This is a genomic window from Porphyromonas miyakawae, from assembly GCF_045865415.1.
Taxonomy (GTDB): domain Bacteria; phylum Bacteroidota; class Bacteroidia; order Bacteroidales; family Porphyromonadaceae; genus Porphyromonas; species Porphyromonas miyakawae.
The window spans coordinates 72814-93994 of sequence record NZ_BAAFSF010000002.1; the positions used below are offsets into that span (position 1 = coordinate 72814).

Annotated in this window: 14 protein-coding genes; 3 read left to right on the plus strand and 11 right to left on the minus strand. The window is 42.7% G+C overall.

Translation table 11 applies throughout. The features are described 5' to 3' along the window. Positions 1-239: 239 nt before the first annotated feature. The 5 genes from ACLWMH_RS05135 to lepA all read right to left on the minus strand — a co-directional run bounded on the left by ACLWMH_RS05135 (position 240) and on the right by lepA (position 7801). Complete coding sequence (locus ACLWMH_RS05135) at positions 240-1982, minus strand: S41 family peptidase (protein ID WP_411915682.1); 1743 nt, start codon at positions 1980-1982, stop codon at positions 240-242. Between the two features lie 71 nt (positions 1983-2053). Beyond that, the gene (locus tag ACLWMH_RS05140; RefSeq protein WP_411915683.1) at positions 2054-3091 is read right to left on the minus strand and encodes a glycosyltransferase family 2 protein; all 1038 of its coding nucleotides are present in this window, start codon (positions 3089-3091) and stop codon (positions 2054-2056) included. Between the two features lie 10 nt (positions 3092-3101). After that, complete coding sequence (mtaB, locus tag ACLWMH_RS05145) at positions 3102-4484, minus strand: tRNA (N(6)-L-threonylcarbamoyladenosine(37)-C(2))-methylthiotransferase MtaB (protein WP_411915684.1); 1383 nt, start codon at positions 4482-4484, stop codon at positions 3102-3104. 12 nt (positions 4485-4496) lie between these two features. Further along, positions 4497-6011: a replicative DNA helicase gene (dnaB, locus tag ACLWMH_RS05150; RefSeq protein WP_411915685.1), complete on the minus strand. Its 1515-nt coding sequence runs from the start codon at positions 6009-6011 to the stop codon at positions 4497-4499. 2 nt (positions 6012-6013) lie between these two features. Continuing rightward, the gene (gene lepA / locus ACLWMH_RS05155) at positions 6014-7801 is read right to left on the minus strand and encodes a translation elongation factor 4 (protein ID WP_411915686.1); all 1788 of its coding nucleotides are present in this window, start codon (positions 7799-7801) and stop codon (positions 6014-6016) included. Positions 7802-8137: 336 nt separating this feature from the next. On the opposite strand from lepA, the gene ACLWMH_RS05160 reads away from it, so the two are divergent. The 3 genes from ACLWMH_RS05160 to ACLWMH_RS05170 all read left to right on the plus strand — a co-directional run bounded on the left by ACLWMH_RS05160 (position 8138) and on the right by ACLWMH_RS05170 (position 11271). Next, positions 8138-8653: a T9SS type A sorting domain-containing protein gene (locus tag ACLWMH_RS05160; RefSeq protein ID WP_411915687.1), complete on the plus strand. Its 516-nt coding sequence runs from the start codon at positions 8138-8140 to the stop codon at positions 8651-8653. After that, positions 8650-9378, plus strand: a complete 729-nt coding sequence (locus ACLWMH_RS05165) for a hypothetical protein (protein ID WP_411915688.1) — start codon at positions 8650-8652, stop codon at positions 9376-9378. The genes ACLWMH_RS05160 and ACLWMH_RS05165 overlap by 4 nt, the downstream gene beginning before the upstream one ends. 252 nt (positions 9379-9630) lie before the next feature. Then, positions 9631-11271, plus strand: coding sequence for a fimbrillin family protein (locus ACLWMH_RS05170; RefSeq protein WP_411915689.1), 1641 nt, complete (start codon positions 9631-9633; stop codon positions 11269-11271). Between the two features lie 91 nt (positions 11272-11362). On the opposite strand, the gene ACLWMH_RS05175 is transcribed toward ACLWMH_RS05170, so the two are convergent. The 6 genes from ACLWMH_RS05175 to ACLWMH_RS05200 form a co-directional block, all read right to left on the minus strand. Continuing rightward, positions 11363-12676: a hypothetical protein gene (locus tag ACLWMH_RS05175; RefSeq protein WP_411915690.1), complete on the minus strand. Its 1314-nt coding sequence runs from the start codon at positions 12674-12676 to the stop codon at positions 11363-11365. A gap of 209 nt (positions 12677-12885) precedes the next feature. Further along, positions 12886-13812 carry a hypothetical protein gene (locus ACLWMH_RS05180; protein WP_411915691.1) on the minus strand — a complete coding sequence of 309 codons (927 nt, stop codon included), beginning with the start codon at positions 13810-13812 and terminating at the stop codon, positions 12886-12888. A gap of 499 nt (positions 13813-14311) precedes the next feature. After that, a complete protein-coding gene (locus ACLWMH_RS05185) occupies positions 14312-16351 on the minus strand; it encodes a fimbrillin family protein (RefSeq protein WP_411915692.1) in 2040 nt (679 codons plus the stop codon). 163 nt (positions 16352-16514) lie between these two features. Beyond that, positions 16515-19286, minus strand: coding sequence for a TonB-dependent receptor (locus tag ACLWMH_RS05190; RefSeq protein WP_411915693.1), 2772 nt, complete (start codon positions 19284-19286; stop codon positions 16515-16517). Positions 19287-19671: 385 nt separating this feature from the next. Continuing rightward, the gene (locus ACLWMH_RS05195; protein ID WP_411915694.1) at positions 19672-20163 is read right to left on the minus strand and encodes a hypothetical protein; all 492 of its coding nucleotides are present in this window, start codon (positions 20161-20163) and stop codon (positions 19672-19674) included. A 351-nt stretch (positions 20164-20514) separates the two neighbouring features. Continuing rightward, the gene (locus ACLWMH_RS05200; RefSeq protein WP_411915695.1) at positions 20515-20985 is read right to left on the minus strand and encodes a hypothetical protein; all 471 of its coding nucleotides are present in this window, start codon (positions 20983-20985) and stop codon (positions 20515-20517) included. Positions 20986-21181 lie beyond the last annotated feature (196 nt).

Sequence of the window (21181 nt, forward strand, 5' to 3'; positions counted from 1 at the left end):
AGGTAACCAATCTGCTTTATATCGGTAAAAAATATTCGCTTCTTTTATTGGTCAATTCATGAGATGCTAAAGGGGGATACATTTTATCCCTATCTTTTACTTGAAAGATCAGAACCTTTCAGCAGAAACATCTATACCTTTTAGATAAAACATCTGTACCTTTCTAAAACAGCTCATTCTACGACTCCCCCCCCTTTTTAGCGGAAAAGAGAGCTTTTGTACTTCAAATTCCGACTAGCTTATTTGGAAAGAATTGCCGACATTTTATTTGGATTATTCAGTAGCGCCACCGCTGCTTTTATCTGTGTATCCTGAGGCAACATATGAGCATAGAAGCCTTTTCGATAAGCTCTTCGCAATACAATCTGTGCCTCAATATACTCCTTGACATCTTTTTTATTACGCTCTAATTCCGTTTTAATGTCAGGGGTAATGCGCTTGCGGAAAGCGCTAAGCGCTTCCTTATTATACTCAATAGACCCCTCAGAGGTAAGCACTTTCTCTAACATATCGAGCACATACATGCTGTAGGGTTTATAGTTATAGGCCCTCTCTATAAGCATCTTTCCGAAGGAATTATACTCATCCTCAGTTAGGGAAAATGAACCGGGCACGATAGGTCGAGTAGCCTCTTTTTCGTATTGCACAATCCAATCAAAGACCAATGTATCGGCTGCCAAATAACCCACGAACGCCTTTAAGGAATCCGCCACAAGGGAAATATCCGGCGTAATACCTCCTGAAGAGTAAACCTTTCGTCCGGCTAAGGTGAGATAGGGAGCACCAAGCGAATCTGCCTGAGTCAAAATAGAATCACTCTTCCCCAAATGGTCGTATTGGACTTTCTGTATTGAGCGTCCACTGGGCGTATAGTAATGTGCTGTGGTAAGCTTGAGCATTGCATCATCGGGCATGCGAATCGTCGACTGCACTAAGCCCTTACCATAACTTCTTGTTCCCATGATCACAGCCCTGTCCAAATCCTGGAAGGCTCCGGCTACAATTTCAGAAGAGGAGGCTGTTTCCTCATCAATCAATACAACCATGGGTATGTCCGGAGCAACGGGATTAGAGGTAGTCTTATAGACGGCATCTGAAATATTTTCCGCACCTTTCCTCCCTTTTACGGAAACGACAGCGGTGCCACGAGGTACAAACATAGATACCAGTTCAACAGAGCTCTGCAATACTCCACCTCCATTGCCTCTCAAATCCAAAATAAAAGCTTTTGGATGCTCCTTATTGAGAAGGTCTGTAAAGGTTTTCCTAAACTCAGTCCCTGCATCCTGCATAAATGAAGAGAGCCTGATTAAGGCGATTCCATCGTCTATCATACCTGCATAGGCGACCGGCGAGATATAGACCTCCTTTCGCTTAAAGTTAAAGCTAAGAGGCTCTTTTACACCCTTACGCATTACCTCCACATGGATCATTGAGCCTTCCGGTCCACGAAGCGCCTTACTTACCTCGGGAGTAAAAGCATGCGTAAAATTCTTATTGTCAATAGATAGAATTCTATCTCCTGCCTTTATTCCCGCCAAAGCAGCAGGCTGCCCCTCAAAGGGTTCATTGAAGATCACAGTTGTATCGGGGCGTTGGCTGATAATAGCACCCACTCCCCCGTAATTACCCGTAGTACTCTCACTAAAACTCTGTACCTCACTCTTTGTCATGTACTGAGTATAAGGATCTAGTAGCTCCAACATTTTATTGAGAGCTATAGCATTAATCTTCTCTAAGTCAATCGTATCTACAAAGTAACGTTGTAAATTAGAGTAAACTGCACCCGTGGTGCGAATGGCCCGTACAAATTGCTCTTCAGGAGTAATCGGACTCTTTTGCTCCACTGTATCAGTTTGTGCCTGTAGCGTGCCACATAAGCAGGTTACAGACAGCATGATCCATAATGTCTTTTTTATCCACATAATAGCTTCTTTACTACGATGTACAAAAGTAACGATAAATAAAGTTTCTTTTTCCATTCATTCTCTTTCGCTATCTACAAATACAATATAGAAAGAGGTGAATTTAGAGCACCCTATTGAAAAGCATCTTAGTTAGTCTGCTGCTTTTGTAGAGGGACTTGCAGTTTCTTAGAAAGAGAAGAAAAATAGCGTCTACGCAACAGATAGTACTCCATAACCACCGAACCGCGACCCGGAATAAGTGGATTCATTTCATCCTTAGGGGGTTGATAGATTCGACGCATCTTTTTGTATTCACTTCTTGCTTCAAACACTGCTTTACAAGCTCTTTTTTCTCCCTTAAGGTAAAACATGAGTGCTGAGAGCACGTCTAAAAAAGAGCGCACCAATAGCACTTTTCTTGATCGATTACGGGAGAGGTTTTTGTATAGCATCAGCAGGTTGTTTCTGAAATTCAATTTAACCTTCAATGCATCTCCACTCTCCAAAGTGGCCCCCCCGACATGATATACTACGCTTGAAGGAACGCAAAAAAGAGTCTCTCCTCTTCTCTGTATTCTGAGCGCTAGATCAATCTCTTCCATATGCGCAAAGAAAGCTTCATCAAAGCCTCCCACTGCCCAAAAACTTTTGCTCCTGATGAACAAGGCTGCACCGGTAGCCCAGCCGACTGATACCGGTTGCTCGTACTGTCCGCTATCCACCTCCACTGAGTCAAAGAGTCGCCCCCTGCAATAGGGATATCCATAGCGATCGATATACCCTCCGGCAGCACCGGCATATTCAAATTGTTGTGTCTGTTTATAGCTCTTTATCTTTGGCTGAATAGCAGCCACCATAGGATGTGTAGCAAAGAAAGCAAGAGGAGCATCAATCCATCCTTGTGTAACTTCTACATCACTATTCAGTAAGCAGTAAATTTCCGCATTCACATCCCGTAAAGCTCGGTTGTAGCCTCCGGCAAAACCTTTGTTATCAGGATAGGCAAGCACTTGCACTTGAGGATAGTGAACTTTAATATAGTCTATAGAATCATCGGTGGACCCATTATCTGCCACTATAAGATCTACACCCTCATAGTCAGTATAACGACAAAGAGAAGGCAGGAATTGCTCTAATAGGGTCCTTCCATTCCAATTCAAGATTACAACAGCAAGCTTTTTCATAGAGAACGGATTAATCTTTCAGCAAGGTACCCATACATTGTTCCTCATTATGAGGCAGTTGCGTGCCAATATATGCAGGTACAACTTGTGCTATGGCGGTTGGGTCGAAAGGAGCGGCTAATTTGATATAGTTATCCGTAAATCCGTGCATATACCCCTCATGCTCTGTACTCTCCCAAAGAACGGGACGACTCTGTCCACAAAAGCGTTGATAAAAAGCACTGATATGCTGAGAACTAAGTTCTTGGAGAAGATTGGAGCGCATCCGCTTTTTCGCAGGCGTTACTATATGGGGAATAGAAAGTGCATCGGTATCCTTACGCTCACTATAGGTAAAAAGATGAAGTCTTGTGAATGGGGTATCTCGAAGAAAGGAGCGTGACTCCTCAAATAAATCGTCTGTTTCACCACGCATACCGACAATTACATCTAACCCTATAAATGCATCCGGCATCATACGTACAATACGCTCTATACGATCGGTAAAGAGAGCCCGGCGATATCTTCTACGCATCAAGCGCAGCACTTCGTCACTTCCGCTTTGTAAGGGGATATGCCAATGTGGCATAAAATGCTTTGAAGCTGCAACGAGGTCAATTAGTTCATCGCTGATAAGCTCCGGTTCCAACGAGCTTATTCTGTACCGCTCAATACCCTCTACAGCATCTAATGCCTTGACTAAGTCCTCAAGGCGTTCGCCTGTGGTGCGGCCATAGTCCCCTATATTAACTCCGGTAAGCACTATTTCACGCCCTCCGGCTTCCACTACTCTCTCGGCAGCTGCTACCATAGAGGCAATAGAGCCATTACGACTTCTTCCTCGAGCTTTGGGTATAGTACAATAGCTACAAGCGTAGTTACATCCGTCCTGCACTTTCAGGAAGTGACGCGTTCTATCATCTCGGGAGCATCCCTCTTCAAATCTGTGTTGAAGCTCCTGCTCGCCTCCCGTAAAGATCTCTTTTTTACGATAAATCTCTATGCCATTTTGCTCTGCAGTAAGCAGTTCGGTAATATGCTGGGCAATTTCGCCCTTTCTGCCCGACCCAACTACAATAGAGACGCCTTCAATAGCAAGGATCTCCTGTGCGGCAAGCTGCGCATAACAACCGGTAACTACCACTACAGCTCCGGGGTTGGCTCGTACTACTTGCCGTATCAGATTGCGCCCTTTCTTATCAGCCTGAGAGGTGACACTACAAGTATTGATCACGCAGATGTCAGCACACTCTCCCTCCTCGGCTCGCTCTACCCCATAGGCTTCCAAATCTCCCCCCACCGTAGAGGTTTCAGAAAAGTTCAATTTACATCCTAAAGTATAATAAGCTGCCCTCTTCCCTTTGAGCAACCCATAATTAAGTGGTGGCAAAGCCGTTTCATATTGCTGCCTCATACAGATAAGGATTTACATGGGTTGAAAAAATGCGTCGGGAGGCATTTCCGACTCATCACCTATATTCATTCCCATTGAACTTTCACGCTGGATAAATGACCCTGTATTTAGATCTACGAACTTAGTAAATTCACCTAAGAAAGAGAGACGTATATCTCCGGTTGGTCCATTACGGTGCTTAGCCACTATAAAGTCCGCTTTCCCTTGCGTTGAGCTATTGTCATCAGGGAATGTGCGAATTCCGTACTCTTCGGGTCTGTGAATGAAGCAGACTACATCGGCATCTTGCTCAATAGAACCGGATTCGCGCAAGTCAGAAAGCTGAGGACGTTTACTATCCGCATCACCTTGCATTCGCTTGTCCACCTCACGATTGAGCTGAGCAAGCACTATAATAGGCAAATTAAGCTCCTTGGCAAGGGACTTGAGCGAACGCGAAATAAGGGCAATTTCCTGCTCGCGGTTACCAAAATAGGTACCCTCAGCATTCATCAACTGCAAATAGTCAATGACAATAAGCTGTACATTCTTTTCCCTCACCGCTCTACGGGATTTACTTCTTAGCTCAAAGATGGAGAGGCCGGTTGATTCATCCAAGTAAAGTGGTTTATTCTCAAGAAGCAGCATACGCTCTTTAAGTGTTTCCCACTCGTAATTTTCCAATTTACCACTTCTAATATGACTAAGAGGGATCTCACAGAAGTTACTGACCAAACGCTCCATCAAAGACTCATTGGTCATCTCCATGGAAAAGAACAATGTAGGGATATTTTGATCTAAGGAAAGCGTCTTTATCATTGTCATGGCAAAAGCTGTCTTCCCCATACGAGGTCTTGCCCCCACTACAATTAGTTCCCCCCGCTGCCAGCCGTTAGTCATTTTATCTAATTCATACAAGCCGCTCGGCACTCCACTTATACCATCCGGCTTGTTGGCAGCCTCTTGCAAATGATGCTGAAAAGTCTCTATAAGTTCATCGGCACGAACAATATCTTTCCGCATCTTAAACTGTGCCAGCTCAAATAGTGTCGACTCTGCCGCCTGAACTTGCTGATCCACCTCTTCAGTGTCTTCATAGGCACGCGTCATCACGCCGGAAGCGAAGCTGATCAGCCCACGGCTCATTGCCTTATCTGCTACGATATGAGCATGATACTCCAAGTTAGCGGCTCCTGCCACATTGCGAGTCAGCTCGGCCACGGCTGCAGCTCCACCGGCTGTCTCTAATTCATCTCTACGCCGAAGCTCTTCTACCACGGAGAGCATATCGAGAGGTTTATGCTGGGAAGCTAAAGAAATTATTGCATCATAAATAACCTCATGTGCCTTTACATAAAAAGATTTAGCAGATAGCACCTGAGATACCTCGTAGTAGGCCTCGGGCTCCAGCATAATAGCACCCAGCACAGCTCGTTCCATCTCAATTGCCTGAGGTGGTAACATGCCCTCCAGAGAGCCGACAGCAGCTGCGGTCGATGAAGGGGAGCTCTTAGTCTTTCTACTTTTTTTAGGTTCTGCTCCGTCCATGGCTAATCAAGCTTTAATACCGCAAGGAATGCTTTCTGAGGCACTTCAACTGTACCAATCTTCTTCATACGCTTTTTACCCTCTTTCTGCTTTTCCAAGAGTTTACGCTTACGGCTTATATCCCCTCCGTAGCACTTTGCAGTCACATCCTTTCGTACTGCTTTAATTGTTTCGCGCGCAATAATCTTAGCACCGATTGCCGCCTGCACTGCTATATCAAACTGCTGACGTGGAATCAACTCCTTCAACTTTTCACACATTCTTCGCCCAAAGGGCACACTGTTGTCCACATGGGTTAAAGTAGATAGAGCATCCACAGGCTCTCCATTAAGCAGTATATCCAATTTGATCAATTTAGAAGGACGGAAGTCTGTGATGTGATAGTCAAATGAGGCATATCCACGGGACAAACTCTTCAATTTATCATAAAAGTCAATCACAATTTCGCCCAATGGCATATCGAAAAGCAGTTCTACTCGATTTCCCATAATAAAATTTTGAGAAATCAATTCGCCCCGCTTATCCAAGCACAGTGTCATAACGGGACCAATGTACTCGGCATGCGTAATAATAGTTGCACGTATATAAGGCTCTTCAATACGCTCAATATGGGTCACATCCGGTAATCCGGAAGGATTATGTACCTCCTTACAGCCACCTGTACGGTCATACACGAGATAGGAAACGTTGGGCACAGTAGTAATTACATCCATATTGAACTCACGCTCAAGCCGCTCCTGCACAATCTCCATATGTAGCAGTCCAAGGAAGCCACAGCGAAAACCAAATCCCAATGCAGCAGAGCTTTCGGGAGAGAAAGTAAGGGAAGCATCATTTAGTCTAAGCTTATCTAATGAGCTGCGCAAATTCTCAAAATCTTTGGTATCGATTGGATAAACTCCGGCGAAGACCATGGGCTTAACCTCTTCAAAACCATCAATAGCAGCTTCTGCTGGACGCTCAGACTGTGTGATAGTATCGCCCACTCGTACGTCCTTGCTCTCCTTAATGCCGGTAATAATATAGCCCACATCTCCGGCCTTCAGCTCATGACAAGGCTCATGAGTCATTCTTAGTACCCCTATTTCTTCCGCATCATACTCTAATCCGGTAGACATGAAGCGCACGTTATCCTTTTCTCGCAACGTGCCATTCACCACCTTTACATAAGCTATAACTCCTCGGTAAGCATTGTACATAGAGTCAAATACAAGGCACTGTAAGGGGGCTTCCGCATCCCCTACCGGAGCAGGAATTCGATTGATGATTGTCTCCAATATGGTATCTACACCTTCACCGGTTTTTCCACTTGCCCGAAGGATCTCGCTGCGCTCACAACCGAGCAGGTCCATTATCTCATCTTCTACTTCATCCGGTTTAGCACCGGCAAGGTCTATTTTATTAATTACCGGTATAATGACCAGATCATTCTCCAAAGCCAAGTAAAGATTGGAAATGGTTTGCGCCTGAATACCTTGTGTAGCATCAACTAACAGCAAGGCACCTTCACAAGAAGCTATAGAACGTGAAACTTCATAACTAAAATCCACATGCCCCGGTGTATCTACCAAGTTGAGAATATAATCCTTTCCCTTGTACGTGTACTCAAGACGCACCGCATGGCTTTTAATTGTAATACCACGTTCACGCTCTAGATCCATACTATCCAAGACCTGATCCTCTGCCGTTTTTCCTTCTACGGCATGAGTTGCCTCCAGTAAGCGATCCGCCAGCGTACTCTTACCATGGTCAATGTGTGCTATTATACAGAAGTTTCTAATTTCTTTCATCTTTTACGTCTATTTATAGGATAGGCCCCAAGCTCCTTTCTCCATACGCTTAATTGTACAAAGGTAACCAAAAAGCGCATCTATAAGACAAATTAAGGAGCCATAAAATCGATATATAAAGGGTCTATCGCATACTACCGGAAGAAAATAAGCTTTAGATACATAGATTAGCCTCCATACAGAAAAGTCCACATGCGGCTAATAATGATAATTGTAAAAGAAATATAGTATCTTTGTATCTCAGTGATAGTATTACAGCCATACAGAATGATCGAATTGTTTGGTTGGCGCAATAAAGAATTGACTAATAGAAAATAGATAAACAAAATGACTCACATGAAAAGCATTCAACGCATGCTATTGGCGAGTGCTAGCGTACTTCTACTCACATGCAGTAGCCTTTGTGCACAAGAGGTATTTCCGACCACTCTCGTAGTGGTTACTCCGGAAAAGGGTACAGAAACAGCTATTGAGCTAGGTGCAATACAAAAGATTGTATTCACTGAAGGGAAAGTAAAGGTTAGTACAACAGATACAAAGCACCCTGAGTTTCTGTTTCCGCTTGAAAATAAGCTCAAAATGTACTTTTCCAAGCAGCACAAGCCTAACATGGCCGAGTTGGTAATGGACAATGACAGTTTATTGCAGTTAGCACAAGGGCCTGATTGGATTGCACTACACGGCAATGCAAACGACAGCTCATTTGCTCTACGCATCTACAACATGGCGGGCAGGCTTGTCCTCACTAATGGAAACTACCACATTGATGAAAAAGTATCCATCTCAACCTTACCGATGGGAATTTACTTTATTCAAACAGAAAAAGGAACGTACAAATTTATAAAGCAATGAAAAGGATAACTACACTTGCACTATTTACACTCTCCCTATTGTTGTTGGGTGGGGGCTTTTCACTCTCCGCTCAAAACAAAGAGTTGATCATTATCCATCGTAGTGCACAAGCAGGCGGAGATGCCACTTATGATATTAGTACTATTGATAGTATTACTGTAAAAATAATTGAGCCTGAAGATGGAAATTTAAGCTATATGTTTCCCTCATACGAATTTGGAAAACCCTTCAACGAAGGAGGTCCTATTTGGCTGTGGGAAAAAGCAAGAGGATACGATACGGAATACCTAGAGGATATTGAGTGGGGAAATTCTATGAAAGCCACTCCCAACAAGGAAACTCCCGTTGGTCCACTTAAAGTGAATAATATCTTTTACTATGATATTGAGTATGGTGCTGCCAACAACTATATTTACAAGATTAGCATTGTATCATATAGCGAAGCATTTCCCTCTGATCCCGGTGAAGGCAAGATGGCAGAGCTCATGTCGAAGATAGGATTCAAACGTGCGCCTGAAAAAGACTATGTAAGTGGAGTGTCAGGCAAAAAGATCTCTGCCTATATCAATGCAGAAAAGCTGCTGCTTGCAGAGCTTTCGTTGGATAAGGTGGGCAAAGGCGAGCTTGCACTTACTCAGATGAAAGAAGACGAAACACCCTCAACGCCCACAAGTCAGCGCAAACTAATAGAAAGCCTCCGCGCTGCTATAAAGGGTAGCAAATAAGTGCCTCTTTTCCATACTGCTACCTACAAAGCAGTAAGAAAAGATACTATTACAAAGAGGGACCTTTACTTTATGCGAGGGTTCCTCTTTCTTTTTTATAGCGTTACTATTTGCATAAACTGCAATAGAAAAGAGACTTCTACCCATTCTTTTAACAAAGGCGGTGGCTACCCTCTAGAAGTATAACCTCCATGTAATAGGAAAATGCTTACTTTACAACCACAAGGAAAACAGAATAACAAAACTACTAGCATGAATCGAACTTTTTATTATCTCACAAGTCTTGTTGTAGCTTCACTCTTCATGGTGTCATGCAACGACTCCAAAGCTCCTATCCGTAGGGGTATTAGTTTTAAAAGCAATATTCAAAGCGAAATCAACTCCTCTCCACTTCGTGCTTACGACAACCAGTGGGAGGCTAATGATGGCATAGGCGTTTTCATGCTCCGCTCCGGTGAGTCGTTGAGTAATGCCGGTGCTCGTCTCTATAGCAACCGGCAATATACCACTACGACTGGAGGAACTAACGGAATATTTACAGCTGCAAACGGACAAACTATGTTCTTTCCAGAAGATAATTCACAAGCAGTTGACTTCATTGCCTACTACCCCTACAATGCAACATTAAATAATGCACAGAACATAGCAATAAATGTAGCGACTCAACCTGCTATTGACCTCCTTTGGAGCAATAACCTTACAGGAATGAAAGCAGGAGCCACTCAGAGTGAGCTTACACTTCAATTTGCACACATGCTTTCTACAGTACGAATCAATATAAAAGATGCTGCAGGAGTGCCTATTACAAATGCGTCTATAAAGATAGAAGGCCTTTCCACCACAGCCTCATTCGATTTAAGCGATGCCTCTATCTCAAACATAGCAGATATGAATGCCATTACACTTCCTACCGGAAAGAGCGATGCCATTATCATCCCGGAAACACCGACTCAAGCTGTTATTTCGGCTGTTATTTCCGGCAAAACCTATAAATACGAGATTCCCAATAATACAACCTTCCAACGAGGCAAACGCACTACTTTTAATCTAAAGATAGCCCAAGAGGACACACTTGAGATAGAGGGTATTGGAGCTGTTATCACCGATTGGGATGAGGCAGCGCCTATCGATGGCACTCTTGTTCCCGAAGAGCAGCACACAGCTGAGTACGAGGGCGGTGTCGAATGGCTTTTTGAGCAACTTGAAGAAGCCGGCTATGGGGCTCAAGCAACTATCACTGAAGAGAAGAGCATCAGTGTAGTGGTAACCTCTAATCGCAACAATATCAATAGCCTGCGTAATCTATTTGTTTCAAATGACAAACAAGGAATGACTATTCGTTTAGCTGAAAACAATCCGGGATATGACCAAGGAGATGAACTTGTGCTAAACCTCAAAGACAGCAAAATAAGTAGATACATGGACGGTGGAATGACCCTTGAAATAGATAATGCACAAGTGAAAAAGCTTGACACTCCAGCTCATGCCATTACACCGGAAGTAATTGCTTTCAATGAGCTATTCGCAATGGACCCGAATACTTATCAAGTAATGGATTACGATAAATGGCATGGCAGGCTTGTAACGATAACGGGTGTTCAGTTCGTGAATGGTGCGAAGGGCTATGCGCTTTATGACAGCTCTAATGAAAGCGTTACCTTTAATGACCTACAAGATACCAATGCTACCATTGAACCTCCCGTCATGGGGTACAAACTTCCATCTGTAGCTATTAGCAAATATTGCCCCTTTGGGAAAACAAAGATGCCAAGTGGAAATGGAAGTGTAACAGGAGTGCTCTCTTATAACCGTATTGGAGCCATGCAGTTCACCACTGCTGCTATATGGATTCGTAGCGTTGACGACCTTAACATGGAAGCTCCGCGCAAGTAAAGATTTGCTTTGACCGCAAATATAGATACAGTTAGGGGCAGTGCAAAAGCTTTTGCACTGCCCCTTGTTTTTGATCTTACCGTTAATCCTTTTAGCGTTTGATAAAGCCGGCTGAGAGAGACCCGGAGACAACTATATACATACCTTGCGGCAGCTCTGACACATCCACCGAAGCGACCTCTCCATCCTTCAATCTTAGTATCTCTCTTCCTTCCATACTATAAATTACCGTAGGGAATCCACTTTTACTGAAAGCCTGTGAAAGATACAGACGATCCGTGACCTCTGTAGGATATACAAGAGGCTTTTCATTATTATCCGGCACCTCCAAAGAAGCACTTCCACTACCCTCGTATGGGATATATTTTCGCCCATTGAAAGCCAGCACGCTCCAATGCTTCTTAGTAGCTATGCCCACTGCCTCTTTGTTACATACGTTTTTTTCTTTAGAGTAAGTTAAGTCCAGCACCCCTATCTTAGCACCCTTTTTTGCATTCTCCTCTGCTATGGGAAGTGAGCGCATCAAGTCTGTCATATCACGCTCTTTGATGGAATTGCACTCCAAATAGATTGTCTTTACCAAAGGCGACTCTGCAAAAGAAAGTCGCTCAATAGCATTTTCATAACACCTAAGATCTTTTAGCTTAGACAGGCCGGACAAATCCAATTGAGTAAGCTTATTTGCGGAAGCTACAATAGTCTCTAAACGCTCACATCCGGTTAGACGCAGATCAGTTAGGAGGTTATTTTGGCAAGCTAAACCTCGTAAAGAGTGATTCGCTGTGAGATCAAGAGTATTAAGCATATTTCTCGCACAATCAAGCGTTTGAAGAGAGGTTAACTGCTTAATATCCAATACATTCAACTTATTATCTGCACAAACCAATATATTCAGTGACGCATTGTTACTCACATTCAAGCTTTTCAACCTATTCTCTGAACAATTAAACCACTGTAGCTGCTTACATGCCTCTACATTAATGCGCTCTAATTTGTTCTTATGGCAAAACAGCTGTCTCAAGTTCGGTGCCTCAGTAAAATCAAGTTCTGCAAGTTCATTTTGCTCACAATCGATTCGATCTAATACACTCGCATTCTTAAAGACGATCTGAGTAATTCCATTGCTGAATGTCGCTAAAAAGAGGACAGGCCCCCGCACAACGATGGTCTGACTCTTTATCTGATACTTTTTATAATCCTGAGCCAATGTGCTCTCTGAGAGTCCCTCTACACTAACAGGAGCTGCATTTTGCGACACAACTTTAATACGAACTGAATCGCCAATGGCTCGCGAAGTAGTAAGGGTAATCACTTGTTCAGCAGCCCTTTGTGCGGATGCAGGTAGGTACTGGAAGAAAGAGAATAAAGAGAGAAAGGCTATTAGGCAATAGTAATGTCTTTTCATATACCTCAAATTGTACTATTTATACAAACTGTTTTATTGATCTGTACACCAGATGAGTATATCCTGTTTATTCGCTCCCTCTTTGGAGTGGGTAGAGACTACCCTCTTACTTGAGGTTACCTAACATCTTACCGGGCACACAGATTAGTTTACTTTTATGATGATATTCACTTCATTTGGTATGGCTTACCAAATTAGGAAATAAACCCCTATAGGGTATTCTTAAACGGTCTCACACCAAACTTGAATTTATCTGAGTTATAACTGATATAGGCCATTTTAGAAATATACGCGATAGTCCAAACGAAGGTAGATTGAGTCTCATGAGGCGTAGTGGTCCAATAGTAGGCTCCGGCTCCAACAACCTCTTTATTAAACTGAGGGTGATAATAGATAGCACTTGGCAAAATACGAACCACATCAGCTTCGTTATTTGCAGTCCAGAACTCCTCTTTAGCTACATCGTCCATAGAGCCACTAAAATCATCTCCTAAGTGTCTGGCTGTGATCTTCATATGTGCATCCAGATTTCCTTCTGTCATTTGTCCCACGATCTCGTATCTATAGGCTGTGCGAAGTGAATTATCTGTTGCAGCCGGGTAGCCGGCTTCTGCTTCCTTTTCAGCTTTTTGGAAACGAATAGCATAACATACTTTACCACCCGGTGATTTATAATCGTTCAAATACGAAGCCTTCACATCCCCGACTTGAACAGCTTCCAAAGCTCCTAGGGTCTCCTTTTTCGTATCAAACCAGATATAAATCTCATATTTAGGACCAAAGAGAGGGAACAAAACTGCAGCTTCCTGCCGTGTAGGCGTGTGGTAGCCTTTAGGACAAATAGAATTCACCTCTTCAAAGGGAAAATATCCGGAAGCATCATTTTGCTGTGACTCAGCGAAAGTACCCGGAGTCTTTCCTACATTGTATTCTGCCACATACTCAAGCGGTACCATCGGGCTATTCTTTAGAGATTCAAACCGAATACTATCTATTTCACTTAAAGGTACTTGTGTGACCGTTGTCCCCCTATAAATGATTAAATGGGTAGGCTCGTGAGGAGTCTGCGCAAGAAGCAAGCCTGCAAACGCATTGAGCAGGAAGCTGATAAGCATGATACGGTTTAGCTTTAACATAATCTATTGATATTTAGTTTTTACTTTCTGTTATATATGAACCGGGAGTGAGAGTTTTATATATGCATTCTACCATTCACTTAGCTAAGCCTATCTAGAGCTTTCTCGCTTCTGAAATAGGAGTGCCCACTGGAAAGACTCACTTTTCATAATCAAGACACATTCAAGAGAAACATATTGGCACCAAATCTAAGGCATATAAAATAACCCTTTGGTCTTATTTTCCTCACTTCACCGGCATTAAGTAGTATTCTTATTACTTTTTCCTTTCATAAAACTAAGTTAAGCATTTCATTCAAAACACAAAAGAGATTGCTTAACTATAGGCTTTGATATTAACATCAAACCTTTTCTTTACTACAAAATCACTTTTGGTAAAGTAAAAGGGCTGATCTCCAAATTCAGAAATCAGCCCTACCGGCACCTTTTAGCCTACCCTTAATAACATAATCTCACAAGTAGACACATACTAAACTATAATCAGTAAAAACACTGTTATCTACTGTCTTTCCGGCATATAGAATCCTTCTAAAGTTTTATTGGTAGAGGCCGCTTGCTTGATCCATTGGTCAAGAACAAAAGTTTTACTAGGATTCAAATACCCCTTTTTACGAACCAACACCTTACTGAAAAGATTCTTCGAGTTTATTTCCGTGCTGCTGGGCCTAGACACACCTAACATATCAATATCCCCATCACCACTATAGGCGAGAGACACTGCACCAAGACCATCGAATTGGAAGTCCTGCGGCATAAACTTTTTGCCCGGGTATTTTGCTGCGAGATCTCCACCTGAATGGAGGAGTACATATTCTTGTGGTGCCAAGGAAAGACCACAACCCGACAAACTTATTGTCTTTTTGCTAGTACCTGTTTTAGTGTAGACAAAAATTCTGTATTCCTCAAGTGCAATTGTATGATCTGTGGGGTTATATAACTCAATATATCGCTCACTTTTAGTAGTTCCGCAGCAATAGCCCGTGATAATAATATTTGTTCCATAAGTAGTTATTTTTTTTGCAGCTGCTTGGCTCAGCGAAATAGTTTTAGAGGCTGAACCGGCTGTTACTATCAATGAACCCTCCTTAGCTGCATTAGTTGTATTGGCCGAAGCCTCTACTTGAAGTTGTGCAGGGTCAGTACCTTTCTTTGCGGCAAAGCCTTCTCCCTCAACTGTATAGGTCCACTCCGTTCCCAGCGGGGTAACGTTGATAGTTACCTGTTGTATTCCGCCATTTGCAGGGAAAGCGTCTAAAGCAGTGGGCGTTATCTTCAGCTCAATAGGCTGTGCTGCCTTTCCTTCTTGCACTATGCGAAGCACTAAAGAGGCATCTGCTCGCATTGACGTGGTTGCGTTAAGCTTGATCGTAAGTTGCGCTGTACGAGATGTTGTTTGGTCGTTGGCATCGGCTTTTAACTGAAGCGTAGAAGCAGTTGTTGTAAGATGAAGCCAACTGGCTGCTTCTGCATTGACCGAAGCACTCCAAGGTACTCCTCCATTGGTAGTAATATTAAAACTCTTGCTACTTGCTGCTCCTGCAGGAAGTGTTACTTCAGCCCCATTCTTCAAAGGGGTACCTCCACCCTCTTCAGTAATCGATATGGCTTGCTGTTGGGTATTCGTACCGTCAAGTGGCTCGAGTGGGTCGCCGGTTATATGATCCCCTACTCCACGATCCTCGATAGTTGCATTCACCGATTCAGAATAGACAATTTTATCTTTCAGTACCATCACAGAGAAAGTATATTTCTTTCCTTTCTCAAAAGTTTTTCCTTCTTGGCTAATCTCCCACCGGTACTGCTTGCCTTTATATTCAAATATAGCGACTAAAGGCTTCACAAGACCGGGCAGCATCAGGAAAGTCAGATCACTTGCATTTGCCTTTAAATCCGACGGAGTACCGGTTGGCGTTAGGGTGGCATTCATCAAATCAAACGTCGCCTTCTGTGCTACATCGAGAAGCGTCAGATCACTAATGGAAGATGAAGGGATTGGTTGCTCATTTTCATCTTTGAATTGAAATACCAGCTGAGGAAGTATATGACGAAAAGTCAGTGCCACGGCATTACTCTTCTCTACATTGGCAGCTGTCGCATAAAGCAAATCAATATCCTTTGGCTGAGACTGATTACTTACATCCAAAGATAGTGAAGTATTGCCCTCTGAAAGAGACATATAGGGGTAGTATGCCACAAAATCCACATTGCCCGTGTAGGGGAAACGAAGTGCATCAGCCTCAGTAGCCGGAGTGAAGGAAGCCTCTGAGGCATCCCTATCTTTTGTAGTATAGCGGGCATTTGCTTTTCCTAAGGGAGCTGTTTTGCCTGTCTGCATCATATAGACCCCTATAGCATCCTCAGCCTGCCATAGGTTGCCCTGTACACGGCTTTCCGGAGCCGACATATAACTACCGGGAATATTACTATAAAAGGTGATGGGATTTTCCCCTCCACATCTCGGGGTTTCTTCCTTATGACATCCCACAAAGGACATCGCTGCTAAAAGCGTTAGCAGCAAAAAGCTCTTCTTTCTTAACATTTTAAGTCAATAACCATCGGGTTTCTTTTCAACAGCTAAGTTAACAAACTTATTTGTTTTACAAAATCTTTTAAGACAAATTTCCTCCTATAGGTAGTGAGTGATGTTTATTCAGCCTTTCAGGAAAGCAAAAAGAAGAGCGTTTTCCCCTTTGAATATTTTATCAGAAGTGCCTATGAGGCATGACACTGGGGTTTGAAGGCGTCTTACCTCCAAAGCTATTAAATCGGTATATAAAATGTAGCATCACATAGCGACCTAATACATTGGTGTACGTGTCCGTAATTTCGTAGGCTGTGGCATTGCGACTTATACCGGTCGCATTAGCAAGCAAGTCATACGCTTTGAGCCGTATAGTTGCTTTCTTTCCTTTGAGGAAGGAATAAGAGAGAGCTGCGTTCCATATCCACTCTTGCTTTCCCATCTCCCCACTATATAGTTTATTGGTTGACCAACGGAGATCTGTTTCTATTTTTAAGCCCTCTAAGAAATCATAGCTTGCTTCAAAGCCCGAAGAGTAGTTCCATATCGAACGATTACTTATCTTATTTATGCTGTTGCGAACAAAATTTCCTTCTACTCCACCCCTTAACTTCATATAGATGGGTCCCTTTAAAAATCCAAAAGCTAAATTGGGTGTAGCTGTGACCGCATTAGAGACATTACGCATATCGTCGGTAAATCCGATGTTGTGGTTATAGTTCGTATATAAGCCACCGGAGAGCGTAAAAAAGTTGTTGATCACAGGCAGAGAGAAGGATGAGTGTACCCCGAAAGATGCGTTACCATTAACGTTTTGGTAGTAAATCATTCGTTGTCCTGTAGTGCGATCAAATATAACATTTGAAGCCACCCCATTTAGCTCGTATCTACCTCTAATAAATAGATTGAATGCGAAGCGACTCTTCGGTTCATAAAGGCGTACCACTCCCCACATCATATGGGTGAATGAGGGCTTAAGATCAATATTACCCTTAGTAATACGAAGGAGATCTGTAGGGTCAGCTGTGGGATACATTTGTGCCGCATTAGGCATAGATGCCCGACCATAATAGTTGAGGCGAATGGAGGTTTGCTTCGTAGGATTAAAATTAAAGCGCAGAGAAGGCGCTACATTAAAGTAGGAGGCTCTATGATTTTCATTAGAGCCACTTGCATATACGATGTTCATTGTATGCGGTACGAAGCTAACCCCTACAGTAAGATTGTATTTGTCACCCTTTTTCTGAAGGTTTAGATCGCCTTGATAAGTATTAAGGTAGCTATCAAGCAAACTGCTGTATGCCTCTTCTTTTATCGTAAAGTCTCCATTGGCATCAGGCGAAAATAGGTTACGCCTGCTATTACGACCGGTGTAGCGCCATTGAGCTCTTGCTTGCAAGAAAAAGTTTCTACCCAAAGGCTCTACCCAAGAGAGCGCCAAGGAGGAATTGAATTGCTTTACCGCATCTTCTTGATGATAGTTATTCAATGCTTTTTGAGAGGCTGTTACCCCGGAGAGTAAACTCTCTGTTTCACTTTCTTCATCACTACCATCATAGTAAGCACGCATCTGTAAGGTAATATTTCGTCCCTTTGAGCCAAAGCGATGCGTAAGATCTATTTTCCCTCCACCACGAAGATTAGTGTAGTCATTCGTATAGTTAGTAGAAGCAGAGCTTAGGAGGTCCTTATTCATCGAAGAAAGCGTACTTGAGAATCCTGTATTCTTGCCTTGACTCCACATAATCTGCGGACGTGCTACCATCTCCGTTTGTTCAGAAAACTTGTAGGTAATTCGTCCTTCAAAACCTGCGGTATGCTCATTGGAAGTCACATTTTCCTCCGAGGTAGTGAAAAAGGATTCTTTTTCACCGCCAATAACTTCGCTATTAGACCGGCTTCGCACTTGACTATGGTTAAATCCATATCTACCATTACTCTCTAATAGGAATAGGGGACGATCTATAGCTACGTCACCGGCAAGCATGAAAGAGGTTGTAATGCCTCTACTTCCAAATTGATTTCTTCGTCTTCGCCCCATTACTTCCGGAGTGAACTCGCTCATTCCTCTATTATTGGTATTATTGGAGCCAATGATTAAAGTTTGGCGATCTTTACCTGAGAGGCGACTCAAATTAGCTCCCACCTCATAGCGATGTCCCGTCTCACCCTTTGATTCTGTAGGAGCATCCAGTCCATAGCCCCCAAAAGAGGAGCCAAATACACCCTGTTGGTGTGTGTGGCGTAACGACAGATTAAGCACCGTTTCCTCTTCTCCATCACTAAATCCTGTCATGCGCGACTGGTCGCTTTCTTTGTCAAGTAACTCAAGGCGATCAATTGCTTCAGCCGGCAAATTACGGGTCGCTATCTGCGGGTCTCCGGCAAAGAACTCCTTACCATCCACAGTAATCTTCTCTACTTGCTTTCCATTGATGGTAATTTTCCCGTTTGCATCCACTTCTGCACCGGGTAGCCTTTTTATCAAATCTTCCAATGTACTCCCTGCACCCGTCCGGAAAGCCGAAGCATTATAGACCAACGTATCTCCCTTTACAATCATATCAGTGGCTTTACCCTGAACAACTACAGAACCTATTACAGCGGCATCTTCCTGCAATGTGATAGTAGCTAAAGGACTCTTGAGGGGCAGCGTGATATCCATTTCGTAATTCTTGTACCCTACATAAGTAATGAGCAACTTATGTTTCCCGTGCGTATTAGCTTGAAGATGAAAGACTCCTTCCGCGTTCGTCGTCCCCCCTGTAACAATACTACCTTTACTATTAAGGATACGCACATTAGCACCTATTAAGGGCTCTCCATCCTGGTCCGTAACGGTTGTACTAATTTGTGCAGAGTTTTGTGCGAATAGCGTAGTTGTATTTATGAAAAAGAGAAGAAGTAGGCTGCTAAAGATCGTATAGAGCGTAAAAGACTTTCCGGCCATCATATGCTAAGGGACTAGTCAAGGGTTAGTTATGTGGTTATCGTACATTTCCTTATTGTATTCCGTCATAGTTAGAGAAAACAACATGGGAATGGTTTAATTGAGGAAGTATGGGAGTTGAAAGCCAGGAAAGGTCGTATCAAAGAGGTGGCAAATATCTATCTGCAAAAGAACTCAAATTAAGGGAAGGAAACTGTGTCTCAAAAGCAGCATCTGCGTCAAACGAAGCCTATACCAACGCATATAGCACTTTATCCATCCCTATGTGAAAGCAAAGAGGAATTAGGGGGCTTGGTCGTAGGTTACCTTTTCCTTATCAGGATAGACCAACATGAGCAAACGATATATGCGTTCTATACTTTCTTTATCGAATTGAGGCCAACATCATTTACTGAGACTTTTCAAATAGCTTATCATCAAACATCCATAATGAAAAAATAGCATTCCCGCTTATCGGATATTTGACTTTTATGTTTGATCCTATGTAAAGAAAAGGCATTCCCCAGTGACCTAATAGCTCACCATGCAGGTAATAAGCAATGTACAGATAAGATATGTATTCGTGTTTAGAATATTCTTCTCCAAAAAAGCTTGAAGCATTGAGTCTTCTTATCTCGTTAAATATGTTGTATCCTTTATCAGGGCAAGGTGAATACATAGAGGTTACATTGGAAACAAAAAAATCCTCCTCGTTTTTTTCTAAACCTATTAATACGTATTGACCATTTTGAAACAATACTATACCGAAATGATCTTTAGGCTTTTTCATCTTCATAGAGCTGAAAATTATAATCTCTTCCTTTTGAAACAGCTCCTTAAGCCATGGAAGTTCAGATATAGCTTGGATGCTAGAATGGAGATTCTTATCCAAAGAATTCATATAAGAGCCAGCTTGTTGTCCAAAGCAGGTTGAATAAAATATGAATTGTAGGAGACATACAAGTAGTAGGGCGATAAAATTCTTGCTTACTTGAACTTTTGACAAATATGTTTGCATAGTGGTAATCTCATGATTTTAGTATTATTTGCTGATCCAGTTGTTTTTGAAATGGTCTGTCTGGAGCCATAGATACTCCCATCCAGGATGGTAGATATGCCCTTTACTGGAAATGCCGCCTTGCTGACAACAGAAAGTCCGTTGCTCACGGCATCATAGCTGTAGGCATTGTCCATAATGCCACAAAACCTCAGAACGTTAGAGTGTGTGATTGAGTTCATAGTGCTTTTCTACTTAAGGACCAGGAGCTCTGAAATGGTCGTTTTTCTTGATTCTGTATACGTACACTTTGTCTGTTCCTCTTTTGTTCCAAGTTGGGATTAAAGGAGTTCGCTTATCAAAGTATATGTCGTCTTTTTCTTTTGTTAGATATGGGGAGTATTGCAGCTTATTAAGTGTCTTCTGATATGTTATCAGGTAGTCGTATTTCTCAAAGTCAAAACCTTCGGAAAGCTGCCGGACAAAGTCCCGGTCATAGCCCTTTAGCTTTGGATCATCATTCGGAATTCTTTCGTAGAACTCAACCAAATAGAAGTATAACCGATCCACACTTTCCACATAGTCAAATCCAATATACTCCCTTCTATCGAAAGCATCAGTTGGGAGCGGTATTTCTTCAACAAATTCAAAAGAAACTGTTCTAGGATAGAAGTAATAAGCGAATGCTACTATACAAGAAAGCACTATCAAAAATATCTTCTTCATTTTCGCACTTACATAGGAGGCTATCCAACTCCAGGATGTCTCTGAGGCAAAGATTTTGGGTGTATTATGTAATCACAAGAGCTGCACTCCCCGCAGATTTGCTTCAATTCCCACGTGGAAAATCTCAATTCTCTACGTAAAAACAAAAAAAACATCCACGTGGCCATCGAATTAGAGCTTAGAGATGGGTAACGAA